Here is a 12,616-nt window from a genome sequence, read left to right as displayed (position 1 = left end):
TCAGTTCACCGATGCGGCATGCGCAGTGGATTGAGCCTCAAGGTGGTCTGCGAGCGTAGCGCTTGCCTCACCCTCAATTACCTGGCTTAAGTGACGACTGCGGCTGGTCAGAAGCGTCTGGGCAAACAGCAGCGGCACTGCCGTAATAAGCCCCAGCACGGTGGTGACCAATGCCTGGCTAATACCGCCAGCCATTAATTGCGGGTCACCGGTCCCGAAGACGGTAATTGCCTGGAAAGTAACAATCATGCCCGTTACCGTACCCAGCAGGCCAAGCAGCGGCGCAATCGCAGCCAGCAGCTTCACGATGGGCTGTCCCCGTTCGATACGCGGCAATTCAGCCAGCACCGCTTCATCAAGGCGGGCCTCCAGCGCTTCTGGCGTTTGATGCTTGTCCATTTCCTTGAAGCGCAGCAATACACGCCCGAGCGGGTTATGTGTGTGCAAGTGATCCAACGACTGGCGCTGGCGACGCACGCGCATGCTTACCAACACGAGATAGGCATACTGAACCAGCGCCACCAGCAGACCCAATACCCCCAGCGCCACAATGACGTAGCCGACATAGCCACCCTGCTGGAAGCGCTCCCAAAGGCTGGGCCGCTGGGAAAGTGCTTCTAAAACACGCCCCTGGGTAGGGTCGATAATAAATTCGCGGCTTTCGCCCTGATGGTAGTCATGCAGGACACCTTGAATATCAGCGGGCGTACGCGGTATCTCGGCCAGCTGATCGCTGCCTTCTCCCTGACGTAGCAGCGCCGACTCGGTAAAGGCGACAAAGTCACCCAGACGAATTACCTCGCGCGGTTCGATATTGCCGCTGATGTCCGCCACGGGTAGCGTTAGCCGTTCGGCCTGCCCCGTTTGAGCCGTCAATGCCGCCAAGCTATCCACCACCTCTTCCAGCTGGGTTCTTTCCAGCACTTCTGCGTTATCCAAGCGTGGCGGCAGCGCGTCTTCATGCAGAGTTAACCAGCTATTTTCACCCAGCGCGTTGCGTACTTCGGTGCTGTGCCTTGCAAGGTTGGCCAAGAGCTCGGTAAGGGCCTCGCCCTGCTCACCCTGGCGCTCAGCCAGCTCGCTTGCCTGTTCGGCCTGGGCTTCCTGCTGTGCTTGTAGCGCCTCGCGCTGCTCCTCGGCAGCTTGATGGGCTGCACGGGCTTCTTCAAGGGCTGCCGATAGCGCCTGCTGGTCGTCCAGAAAACTTTCCAGGCGCTGCTGATCTCGTGCTTCAGCTGCCTGGCGCGCTTCACGTAGCGATGACACGCTATCATTTTGAGCAAAGGCTGATGAATTTGTCGCGATGATACCTATCAACAGGCAAGCGCCACCCAGACGCTGTAAACGATTCAGGCTCATGGCTGACCTCCCTGTTGATCAGGCGCGGTAATCGAAAGCGGCAACTGCAGCAAATCTGGTGTGCGCTGGTCAGCGGCAATACGCAGGCCGTTACGCACTTCACGCCGCGCTCTTTCATCCAGCAGCTGCCATTCATTACTGTCCGCGTCCCAGACACCCCCTTCCCTTTCATCTGGCGTCAGGTAATAAAAACCGATGCGCCCAACGCGCAGGTAGTCAACTTCACGGGCACTACCTTCAGCGCCCTGCAGGCGGCCACGCCAATGGTCGATGTCACGACCGTAATCAAGCTCAACTCGCCACGTTTCCAGCAAATTATTGATCCGCTCGACGCTGCCAGCACCGGCCTGCTCATCAGCGCGCGCTACCCGCGCCAGACGCTCATCGCGTAAAAACGGTAGGTCCTGTTCAATCCAGCGAGTTAGCTGGGTAGTCATGTCCTGCTCGATTATCGGCAATGCAGCGCGCGTTTCTTCTAGCGTGTCGAGCGCCGTGCTCAAGCGCTGCTGACGTTCGGCCTCTTCTGCCAGACGCACACTCAGGGCCGCGTTGCCTGCGTTCATCTGGCGAGTCTCGCGCTCCAAACGGCGCAGCTCTTCCAGTGCTTCCCGGGTTTCTTCATCGGCTGCGTCAATTTGCTGCTGCAGGGCCGCTTGGGTTCGCTGGGCTTCTACACTCTGGGCCGCCTGACCCGCTGTTTCATCACTTGCCATTAGCGTACCGCTGACTAGCACGCAGGCTAGGCAGCCCCCACGCAAGATAAAGAAAGGCCTGTTCAGCACGTCGACTCTCCGTTACTGCCTAGCGGGCTTTCAACATGACCGCGCTAGAAACTAATTAAGTATAAGAACGATTTGCGTTTAAATCCTGCGTGCCTAGCCTACCACCATCATAATAAATGACAATATTTATCATTCACATCAAGGCGCTTTTAGCTTTCTTTTAGGCATAAAAAAGGGCGCCGACTGGCGCCCTGGTTATAATGCTGAGTTAACGACTGATGTTTAGTGCCTTTAAATTTTCAGCATTACATAATCTTTGGTTAGCGGAGCCAGAGGAAGCTCCCACGCCTGCTCACGGCTTACCCATCTGGCTTCCGCTATTTCAGCTGCAGCTTCCACTGGCTCATCAATCACCAGCCCATAAAGCTGTGCTTCAATAGTCACGCCGGGCTCATTCGCCGCCGGCGCCATGTGTACGCCCAAAGGAAGCAGCCGGCCCTCAGTGATATGCAAACCCAGCTCTTCTTGAAGCTCACGACACAGTGCCGTCAACGCCGTTTCACCCGGATCGATCTTACCGCCCGGCTGCATAAAGAAAGCCGTATTCTGTTTACGTACCAAAAGCAGGCGACCGTCGGGGTCACTCACAACGGCCGCTACAATTTTCAGTACGCTGGCTGTGTTCGGCGTCATATCTGACATGCTCCCTCCCTTGCCTGACACTTACTGACTAACGCTATCAAAACGCCCAGTCATCGTCTTCTGTGGCAATAGCTTTACCAATAACATACGAGGAGCCAGAGCCGGAGAAGAAGTCATGGTTTTCATTTGCACTCGGTGATAGCGCCGCCATAATCGTCGGATCAACGTCAGTAACACTGCTTGGAAACAATGGCTCATAGCCTAGGTTCATCAGCGCCTTGTTGGCATTGTAGTGAAGGAATTTCTTCACATCTTCAGATAGGCCCACTTCGTCATACAGGGACTCAGTGTAGCGTACTTCGTTATCGTAGAGCTCAAGTAGCAGCTCATACGCATAATCTTTGACTTCTTGCTGGCGCTCAGGCGTGGCTTCCGCTAGGGCCTGCTGGAATTTATAACCAATGTAGTAGCCGTGCACCGCCTCATCGCGAATGATCAGACGAATAAGGTCAGCGGTATTGGTCAGCTTGGCATGGCTTGACCAGTACATGGGCAGATAAAAGCCAGAGTAGAACAGGAATGATTCCAGGAAAACGCTGGCCACTTTACGCATCAGCGGATCATCAGAGCGGTAGCGCTCCAGAATCAGCTCTGACTTGGCCTGGAGCGTGGGGTTTTCTTCACTCCAGCGAAACGCATCGTCCACATCGCGCGTGGCGCACAGCGTTGAGAAAATCGAGCTGTACGAACGCGCATGCACCGATTCCATAAATGCGATATTGGTATATACCGCTTCTTCATGAGGAGTGCGGGCATCTTCCATCAGCACCGGCGCGCCAACACTACTCTGAATGGTGTCCAGCAGCGTCAACCCTGTAAATACGCGAATGGTCAACTGTTTTTCCTGTTGAGTCAGCGTATTCCACGATTGAATATCGTTGGACAGCGGCACTTTCTCCGGCAGCCAGAAATTGCTGGTCAGGCGGTTCCACACTTCAAGATCCTTGTCATCCTGAAGGCGGTTCCAGTTAATCGCATTAACCCGCGATAAGCGTTGCGTGGTGGTCATGACATAATTCTCATCAAAAGCGCCGTATTATCTACGGCGCATAAAATACGGGATATTAGCTGTTGGCAGTCTTTTCAGGCACGAGGATCAGAGCGTGCAAGAAACACAGCCTTCAATTTCCGTACCTTCCAATGCGCTTTGGCGCAAGCGAATGTAGTAGAGCGTTTTAATGCCTTTGCGCCAGGCGTAAATTTGCGCCTTATTGATATCACGCGTGGTAGCGGTATCCGGGAAGAACAGGGTTAATGACAGGCCCTGGTCAACGTGCTTGGACGCCTCGGCGTAGGTATCAATAATTTTCTCAGGGCCAATTTCGTAGGCATCCTGGAAGTAGTCAAAATTCTCTTCGTTCAAAAATGGCGCCGGGTAGTAGACACGCCCCAGTTTGCCCTCTTTACGAATCTCGATCCTGGCCGCTACCGGGTGGATGCTCGACGTCGAGTGGTTAATGTAGGAAATAGATCCTGTAGGCGGCACTGCCTGCAGGTTACGGTTGTAAAGACCGTGTGCCATTACCGACGCCTTGAGTTCCTGCCAATCCTGCTGGGTAGGCAGTTCAATACCGCTACGCTCAAACAGTCCACGTACTTTCTCGGTACGCGGCAGCCACTCTTGTTCAAGATACTTGTCGAAAAACTCACCCGTTGCGTACTTGGAGTCTTCAAAGCCCGCAAAGGTGTTGTTGTTCTCAATCGCTAGGCGATTGGAGGCACGAAGCGCATGAAACGCGACACAGTAGAAGTAGAGGTTGGTGAAGTCCAACCCTTCCTCAGAGCCGTAGTAGATATGCTCACGTGCCAGGTAACCGTGCAGGTTCATCTGCCCCAGGCCAATGGCCCGCGACTTGGCGTTACCTTCAGCAATAGAGGGCACGCTGCTCAGGTTACTCATCTCGGAAACCGCGGTCAGGCCACGAATGGCGATCTCGACGCTGGTACCGATATTGCCCGCATCCATTACCTTGGCGATATTCATTGAGCCCAGGTTGCAGGAAATATCCTGTCCCATCTCACGGTAGCCAAGATCATCGTTGTATTCTGTCGGCGTATTGACCTGCAGAATTTCCGAGCAGAGGTTGCTCATGTTGATACGTCCGGCAATCGGGTTCGCCCGGTTGACCGTATCTTCAAACATGATGTACGGGTAGCCCGATTCAAACTGCAGCTCAGCAAGCGTTTGGAAGAAGGCACGCGCGTTGATCTTCTGCTTGCGAATGCGCGCATCCGCGACCATTTCGTGATACTTCTCCGTCACGCTGATATCGCCAAACGGCACGCCATACACACGCTCGACGTCGTAGGGCGAGAACAGGTACATATCGTCGTTACGCTTGGCAAGCTCAAACGTGATATCCGGAATGGTTACACCCAGCGAAAGCGTCTTGATCCGGATTTTCTCGTCCGCGTTTTCGCGCTTGGTATCTAGGAAGCTCAGGATATCCGGGTGGTGGGCATTGAGATAAACCGCACCTGCGCCCTGACGAGCACCCAGCTGGTTGGCGTAGGAGAAAGCGTCTTCCAGCAGCTTCATGATCGGGATAATGCCCGATGACTGATTCTCGATACGCTTGATAGGCGCGCCTGACTCGCGAATATTGGTCAACAGGAAGGCAACTCCGCCGCCGCGCTTGGAGAGCTGGAGTGCCGAGTTGATCGAGCGACCAATCGATTCCATGTTGTCTTCAATACGTAGCAAGAAGCATGAAACCAACTCACCACGCTGCTGCTTACCGCAGTTAAGAAAGGTTGGTGTTGCAGGCTGGAACCGGCCGCTAATGATTTCATCAACAAGCGACTTGGCAAGCGCTTCGTCACCACGCGCCAGAGTCAGCGCTACCATGCACACACGGTCTTCGTAGCGTTCCAGGTAGCGTTTGCCGTCAAATGTTTTCAGCGTATAGCTGGTGTAGTACTTGAAAGCGCCCAGAAAGCTTGGAAAGCGAAACTTGTAAGCGTAGGCCTGTTCAAACAGCGCCTTCACAAAGGCAAAGCTGTACTGATCCAGCACTTTTGCTTCGTAGTAGCTCTCTTCAACCAGATAGTCGAGTTTCTCTTCCAGCGAGTGGAAGAAAACCGTGTTCTGGTTGACGTGCTGCAGGAAGTATTGGCGCGCCGCTTCGCGGTCTTTGTCCAGCTGTAGCTCACCATTGGCACCGTACAGGTTAAGCATGGCGTTCAGTGCATGGTAGTCCAGCGTGCGCGTCTCGGTCGCCCCCGAAGCAGGTCGTTTTGCTTCAGCCAAGTTTTTCGTGACTAGATTTGTCGTTTCCAAAACTCTTCTACTCCTTTGCGGACCTTGGCCACGTCATCGTCGGTGCCAAATAATTCAAATCGATATAGCAGTGGCACACGACACTTTTCTGAAATGACGCGACCAGCGAGGCCATACGCATCACCAAAATTGGTGTTACCAGCAGCAATGACGCCACGAATAAGGCGTCTATTGTGCTCATCGTTCAAAAACCGAATGACCTGTGCTGGCACTGCGCCCTTTGCTTCACCGCCCCCATAAGTGGGCGTAATCAATATATAGGGTGTAGTGGCTTGCAGCATCGGTTCGTCGCGCCCAAGCGGAAGGCGTTGGGCAGTCAGACCAAGCTTTTGTACAAAACGATGAGTGTTACCTGATTTGGTGGAAAAATAGATAATGCTGCCAGCGGTTAATGTTTCAGCGGCGGCGTCCACCAACATAAATATGTCTTATGCCAGTGCTTGAATGCGATCTGGACGAAAACCTGACCAGTGATCGTCGCCTGCTACCACGACGGGAAGCTGACGGTAGCCCAAGGCTTCTACTTCTTGCTGGGCACCCGATTCGGCGGTGATATCGATAACGGTATACTCTAAACCTTGCTTATCCAAGGCACGGTAGGTAGCGGTGCACTGAACACAAGCGGGCTTACTATAAATTTGAATTTCCATGGCTATTTTCCCCTTTTCATAGCAGCATTTTTGAGGTAGTGGATATCTAGTACCCTACCCCCTCTGAAGACACCACGCATACTATATATAGCCCATGAGAAAATCAATTCAAGCATATGTGGTATTTTTTCATCCACAGGTTATTTACAGTTAGTGCCCAACTCTATCCGTGGAAATAACAAAACCGCCTCCTGTTCAGGAGGCGGATGGTAGCGGCTAAAACGCGGGTCAAACCGCGATTTTGCCCCCGTCCAATTTCTGAATTACCACCGTAGCGGCACGAGGCCGCACCGTACCATTGGTGTTAATAGTGGCGTCCTGTACGTTCTGGCCTGGATCGGCAGGCCAGTTGCCTGGATGCTGAATATTGATAAACAGCGCCGTCTTATCCGGGGTTGCAAAAATACCGGTTACTTCACAGCCGTTGGGACCCACTGCAAAACGTTTTAATTGCGCCTGATCCGATGGATCAATCACCGCCACATCACCGGGGCCAATGCTAACCGACGCTGGCACTACCGCTAGTACTTGGTCATTTGTATAATCGCCGACAGGGTCGTAACCATTATCGGTCTCGATCCACAAAATGCCCTCCCCATCCCCGCGGTCGTCGTACCACAGACCATCCGGGCTTGCGAACTGGTTGAGCTCAGTCAGACCGGATATGTTATCCGCATCCCCCTCAGCAGCACCGAAAACAAATATCTCCCAGTTGAAGGTAGTGGCACCAACGCTCGGCTCGCGCCAGCGGATGACCTGACCAGCCCCATTATCTGGCCGCGGGTTGGGCCCATTAACCGGTGCAGTATCGAAGGCCGCGCCAAGCGCTTCGACGCTGCCCGCGCCGTTGGCATAGGTAGCCGCGGTGCCTTCAGCGGTACGATCGCTGTTGTTGGTCAGCGTCATGTAAACATCACCACTGGCGGGATCTACAGCGCCCCACTCAGGTCGGTCCATCGGCGTAGAGCCCATTAGGTCAGCAGCGTCGCAGGTATTGATAATCACTCCAGCGACATCCTGAGCGTTGGCTAGCCCCAGCGCCTGCCATAACGGTTGACCGTTACGGGCAGTGGCCGTGGGCGTCAGCGGCAGCCATTCACCGCTACCGTCGGCATCGAAGCGAGCCACATAGAGGGTACCTTCATCCATGTACTTTGAGCCGATCGCCAAGCGGTCGTAATTCTCTCCTGGACGGTTGGCGTCAGAAGGATCCCAGTTGGCGTCCGAGACAAACTTGTAGATGTACTCGTTTCGAGAATCGTGGCCTGAGTAGAATACCACCGGCTGGCCAGCAACCAGCTTGCCGGGCCAGGCACCCTCATGACGAAAGCGCCCCAGGTAAGAACGTTTTAGCGCAGCAGCTTCGGTGCCCACGCTGCTGGTATTGCCGTAAGGGTCAATCTCGACAATATAGCCAAAGGTTCGTGGCTCGTTGCGATAGTCGCCGCTGGCACTGGCGGCGCTAGGGGTAGCGTTAAATCGGGCGAATTCACTGTTTACCTCGTCGACAGCTCCGGCGGCCGTTTCCCAGGCGTAACGACTGCGCCCGTCAGGTATGCCCAAGCGATCGTCATCAATGGTGCGTCCGCTGGCTTTGGTGAAGACATTAGGCCAGTTCTCTTCACAGGTAAGATAGGTTCCCCACGGCGTATACCCACTGCCGCAGTTGTTGTTGGTACCCCGGGAAAGGGTACCGTTGGGTGAATAAGCGGTGATGACATAGTCGCTGCCACGCACCGGGCCGGAAAGTTCGATGGGAGTAGCGGAGGTATAACGGAAGTTGTAAGGGGATGCAGTATCCGACGACCAGACGTTTTCACTATTTTTGCTCAGCTTAACAATGGTCACACCATGAGCGTTAATCTCGGTACGCACCTCATTAGCCGGACGGTTACCGCTTGATGGATTAGTGGGGCCATCTTGCGGTGCCCATAGCGCACTCTGGTCGATGTACTCATTGTTGAGTGCCATCAAAAACTCACGGGAAGCGCTCTCTTCGCTGAGCGGAAAGTGATACATACCATCGTGATGCATACCTACACTGTTAGCCTGAAACTCAGGCGTCACAGCAAGGTCGGCATTCCACTGGCCAACGCTATTGTTCAGCGGCGTACCCCATGGAATCAGGACCTGAGCGCTATAGCCCTCAGGTACAAAAATACGGTCTGCGCCATCCCCTGTCCGCCCCATGATCGAATCAAACGCCAACGACAGAGGGCTCTTCTCGCCTGGAGCGTTCGGCTTGACAACATCATCGCTACAGCCAGCCAGACCGAAGCTGCCCAGCACCGACATGGCAGCCAACCCCATTCCGCCCCGCATAATACCCCTGCGCGAGACATGCCGGTCCAGAATGGATGAAAAAGGCTCATTACTACTACGATTCAACAAACGATGATCTTCAATTTCTTGGCTCACATGTATCTCCTTTTATCGCCAGCCACGGCAGACTTCGGTGTTCATGCTCTTGTTGTACGCCCCTCTTGACGCTTTCTTCGCTTACGCTAGGGAAATCCAGGTAACTTTTGTCACGCCTTTCTTTAAAACAACGTAACGCTAGCCTGCAAAGATGAAGATAATGTGAAGGTTACTTTCTGGGCGGCGTGGTGCTCACCATCGTGTTCTCTATTCTGCTTCCTGTTATGCGGTTGAAACCGCTATTGCTATGTAATCAACCCAGAGCCCGCCATGCAGAACCAACGTCACTCCTCGCGCAGTCAATCCGATTTCACGTTACTCGAAATCATGGTGGTCATTTTTATTATTGGCCTACTGGTGGTTATCGTAATCCCCAATGTGCTTAGTAATCAGGACGATGCCATGCAACAGAAGGTGCGACGATATCGCCACCATTGAGCAGGCGCTGGATATGTATCGTTTGGATAACTATCGTTACCCCACGACCGAGCAGGGCCTTGCGGCGCTTACGTCGCCCTCCACTCAGGCGCCACTGGCAGATAACTATCGCCAAGACGGCTATGTGCGTCGTCTTCCCAAAGCCCCATGGGGAAATCCTTACCAGTACCGCAGCCCCGGTGGACACGGCAGTGTTGCATTTATACCTTAGGCGCCGACGCGAGACCCGGCGGTGAAGGGCTGGATGCAGATATCGGCAACTGGATGCTATGAGCTCACCCTACTCCCGAGGTAGCCAGCGATCGGTACAGGGCTTTTCGTTAATGGAGCTACTGGTGGTCGTAGCTATTATCGGGCTTGGCAGCATGCTAAGCGTGGCGTGGCTAGACGGTGGTGATAGCGATAACCGGCGGTGTGGCGTCGCCCAGCAGTTGGCCGGCGATCTAGAACGCTCACCTTCAGCGAACAGCGAGACTGCCCTCCCTTGGCTGGTGTTGGGCCTTTACGACTATGCCACCAAGACGCCGAAAATGAGCGCGGGCTTTCGGTAAACGGTAACGTCACAATTGAAGTATTTAACAACAACTGATTCAGTGATCGTGAGGCCAACCGTGCAAACTATCGCGAGCGTATGACTCATGGGCTTCCTTAGGACCTGAGTCAAACGGGTAAGCTGGTGGTCGTTCCTGTTGATGCCGAATCCCTGCTGCGCTCTCGTCTGCCCTACCTGAGCGATAATCAACGTCGTGCGGTGCTTTATACTACGGCGTTCGATCTAGCTGCCCGCTACTCGACAAGACTAATGGCTGGGGACGTTTGGATTTAGTGACCCCCGCAGAGAGCTTTGCGGCCTTCGAAGGAGATGTCCTGATTACCATGGAGGCGGATAAGGGCGGCTTTATGCCCGAGACTGGTGGTATAACGATATCTCTGGCGAGGGGCGTCTTACCAAAGCCGGGAGTGGTGAGCTGACCCTGGCGGGCAATAATGCTTATAGCGCCCCCCTGGGCACTCTAGCAGCAGCTTCTCAGACTGCCTTTAGTGGCGGTGACATCTATGTTTAAAGCGGTACCGTGCGTATAACACCAACCAATTCAGAGAGCGTGAGAATAAACGGTAACTTTACTCTTGAAGCAGGTACTCTGAAAACCGATCTGGGCGGCGGTCCTAAAACCGTTGTTATTGATCGCCTAGCCTACATCGATGGCGGTACGCTAATCTTGATTTCGAAGATCAAAAGCCCGAGGCTGGAACTCATTATACCTTGATTGATGCCAGCACCCTATCGGGCAGCTTTGACCAAGTGATCGCAGATAGTGTTGATGTTGAGCTGGAATATACCGGTGGTGCCGTAGTGGCTACCGTTTTGTAAGGCAAAGCAGAAAAAACAAGCCCGGACTTTAGTCCGGGCTTGTTTTATAGAGAGAACTGGCTTAATGACTCTTTCATCAAGCGATGATGGTGCCTGAAAAGCACCACCAACTTTATCTATTAAGCGATAGCTGCCTGGTAACGACGCTCTACGTCTTCCCAGTTTACAACGTTGAAAAACGCTGAAATGTAATCAGGACGCTTGTTTTGATATTTCAGGTAATAAGCGTGTTCCCAAACATCTAGTCCCAGCAGCGGCGTATTGCCGTGCATTAGCGGATTATCCTGGTTGAGGGTATTTTCTACGACCAGCTTTTTCTCGGGTGTGACGCTTAGCCACGCCCAACCGCTGCCAAAACGGCCAACAGCGGCTTTCTTGAACTCTTCTTGGAAGGCTTCAAAGCCACCCAGCTCGCTTTCAATGGCGTTTGCCACATCACCCTGGGGCTTACCACCGCCGTTTGGCGACATCATCTGCCAGAACATGGAGTGGTTGGCATGGCCGCCACCATTGTTGATAACCGCTTGACGCTTGGCTTCTGGCACGCGGTCCAGGTTGGAAACCAGCTCTTCAATGGCTACATCTTCAAGGCCAGTGCCTTCAAGTGCTGCATTAAGATTATTGACGTAAGTCTGATGGTGACGTGAATGGTGAATTTCCATCGTCATCGCATCAATATTCGGCTCGAGAGCCTCATATGCGTACGGCAGCTCGGGAAGTGTATGTGCCATATTATCATCTCCTTGAGTGGCTTTTGTTGCGTTCACTATATTAGGTGCGGCCAGCCGACACCTATTTCAACCGCCTAAGCGGCTTTTTCTCATATTGTGCCCGTACTTTAGCTAACAACGGCGTGTTTATCTAATGCACATGCACGAAAAAGCCGGCTCACAAGCGAGCCGACTTAAAATCACTGCCTTATAGTGCAATCAGGCGAGTCGATTTACAGCTTGCTCTCAAGCTCGGGCAGGATCTCGAACAGATCGCCGACCAGGCCGTAGTCGGCCACCTGGAAGATCGGCGCTTCGTCGTCCTTGTTGATCGCCACGATCACTTTGGAGTCCTTCATGCCCGCCAGGTGCTGGATGGCACCGGAGATCCCTACCGCAATGTACAGATCCGGGGCGACGATCTTGCCCGTCTGGCCAACCTGCATGTCATTGGGCACAAAACCTGCGTCCACCGCGGCACGCGAGGCACCTACGGCCGCGCCCAGCTTGTCGGCAATGCCGTTGAGCAGCTTGAAGTTGTCGCCGTTGCCCATGCCACGGCCACCGGAGATCACCACCTTGGCACCGCCCAGTTCCGGGCGATCTGACTGCGCCAGCTCTTGTTTTACAAAGCGCGACTGGGTGTTCTCGACCACCACGTCCACGGCTTCCACCGTGGCGCTGCCCGTGTCGCTGACCGCATCAAACGCGGTGGTACGGACCGTCAGTACCTTGAGGGTGTCGTCGCTCTTCACCGTGGCGATGGCGTTGCCCGCGTAGATGGAGCGCTTGAACGTATCCGCGCTTTCCACCGCGATAACGTCAGACAGCTGGCTGACATCTTTCAGCGCCGCCAACCGCGGCAGCACGTTTTTACCCGTGGTGGAGGCGCTGGCCAGCACATGGGTGTAATCCCCCGCCAACTCAACCAGCAAGGCGCCCAGGGGCTCGGCGAGCTGGTGGGC

The 12,616-nt window shown here is 54.1% G+C and carries 13 protein-coding genes and 1 pseudogene; 4 read left to right on the top strand and 10 right to left on the bottom strand.

Annotation, left to right across the window (positions count from 1 at the left end; translation table 11 throughout):
- From ELY38_RS09025 to ELY38_RS08990, 8 genes are all read right to left on the bottom strand, one after another.
- Nucleotides 1-1,359: a MotA/TolQ/ExbB proton channel family protein gene (locus ELY38_RS09025; RefSeq protein ID WP_127061505.1), complete on the bottom strand. Its 1,359-nt coding sequence runs from the start codon at nt 1,357-1,359 to the stop codon at nt 1-3.
- Nucleotides 1,356-2,141: a DUF3450 domain-containing protein gene (locus ELY38_RS09020; protein ID WP_127061503.1), complete on the bottom strand. Its 786-nt coding sequence runs from the start codon at nt 2,139-2,141 to the stop codon at nt 1,356-1,358. Before ELY38_RS09020 ends, ELY38_RS09025 begins: the two co-directional genes overlap by 4 nt.
- A 231-nt stretch (nt 2,142-2,372) precedes the next feature.
- Nucleotides 2,373-2,783: an NUDIX hydrolase gene (locus tag ELY38_RS09015; protein WP_127061502.1), complete on the bottom strand. Its 411-nt coding sequence runs from the start codon at nt 2,781-2,783 to the stop codon at nt 2,373-2,375.
- 37 nt (nt 2,784-2,820) lie between these two features.
- Nucleotides 2,821-3,792, bottom strand: a complete 972-nt coding sequence (gene nrdF, locus ELY38_RS09010) for a class 1b ribonucleoside-diphosphate reductase subunit beta (RefSeq protein WP_126951570.1) — start codon at nt 3,790-3,792, stop codon at nt 2,821-2,823.
- Nucleotides 3,793-3,879: 87 nt separating this feature from the next.
- Nucleotides 3,880-6,063 carry a class 1b ribonucleoside-diphosphate reductase subunit alpha gene (nrdE, locus tag ELY38_RS09005; RefSeq protein WP_246009106.1) on the bottom strand — a complete coding sequence of 728 codons (2,184 nt, stop codon included), beginning with the start codon at nt 6,061-6,063 and terminating at the stop codon, nt 3,880-3,882.
- Entirely contained in the window at nt 6,045-6,482 is a 438-nt protein-coding gene (nrdI, locus tag ELY38_RS09000) for a class Ib ribonucleoside-diphosphate reductase assembly flavoprotein NrdI (protein WP_127061500.1), read from the bottom strand. The genes nrdE and nrdI overlap by 19 nt, the downstream gene beginning before the upstream one ends.
- Nucleotides 6,483-6,491: 9 nt before the next feature.
- Nucleotides 6,492-6,713: a glutaredoxin-like protein NrdH gene (gene nrdH / locus ELY38_RS08995; RefSeq protein ID WP_126951568.1), complete on the bottom strand. Its 222-nt coding sequence runs from the start codon at nt 6,711-6,713 to the stop codon at nt 6,492-6,494.
- A gap of 228 nt (nt 6,714-6,941) precedes the next feature.
- Nucleotides 6,942-9,131, bottom strand: a complete 2,190-nt coding sequence (locus tag ELY38_RS08990) for a PhoX family protein (RefSeq protein WP_127061498.1) — start codon at nt 9,129-9,131, stop codon at nt 6,942-6,944.
- A gap of 270 nt (nt 9,132-9,401) precedes the next feature.
- On the opposite strand from ELY38_RS08990, the gene ELY38_RS19590 reads away from it, so the two are divergent.
- From ELY38_RS19590 to ELY38_RS19670, 4 genes and pseudogenes are all read left to right on the top strand, one after another.
- Nucleotides 9,402-9,569, top strand: coding sequence for a prepilin-type N-terminal cleavage/methylation domain-containing protein (locus ELY38_RS19590; RefSeq protein ID WP_340148034.1), 168 nt, complete (start codon nt 9,402-9,404; stop codon nt 9,567-9,569).
- A pseudogene (gene gspG / locus ELY38_RS19675) lies at nt 9,508-9,842 on the top strand (type II secretion system major pseudopilin GspG). Before ELY38_RS19590 ends, gspG begins: the two are co-directional and overlap by 62 nt.
- The gene (locus tag ELY38_RS08980) at nt 9,839-10,120 is read left to right on the top strand and encodes a pilus assembly FimT family protein (RefSeq protein WP_127061497.1); all 282 of its coding nucleotides are present in this window, start codon (nt 9,839-9,841) and stop codon (nt 10,118-10,120) included. The pseudogene gspG and the gene ELY38_RS08980 overlap by 4 nt, the downstream one beginning before the upstream one ends.
- 375 nt (nt 10,121-10,495) lie before the next feature.
- Nucleotides 10,496-10,633 carry an autotransporter-associated beta strand repeat-containing protein gene (locus ELY38_RS19670; protein WP_127061944.1) on the top strand — a complete coding sequence of 46 codons (138 nt, stop codon included), beginning with the start codon at nt 10,496-10,498 and terminating at the stop codon, nt 10,631-10,633.
- Nucleotides 10,634-11,060: 427 nt separating this feature from the next.
- Here ELY38_RS19670 and ELY38_RS08970 read toward each other — a convergent pair whose 3' ends face one another.
- Nucleotides 11,061-11,672, bottom strand: coding sequence for a superoxide dismutase (locus ELY38_RS08970; protein WP_127061495.1), 612 nt, complete (start codon nt 11,670-11,672; stop codon nt 11,061-11,063).
- A gap of 212 nt (nt 11,673-11,884) precedes the next feature.
- On the bottom strand, nt 11,885-12,616 hold a 732-nt coding region (locus tag ELY38_RS08965; protein WP_127060764.1), incomplete at its 5' end, for an electron transfer flavoprotein subunit alpha/FixB family protein.

It is taken from the genome of Vreelandella nanhaiensis (genome assembly GCF_003990185.1).
GTDB lineage: Bacteria > Pseudomonadota > Gammaproteobacteria > Pseudomonadales > Halomonadaceae > Vreelandella > Vreelandella nanhaiensis.
This window is presented reverse-complemented; position numbering and strand designations above follow the sequence as displayed.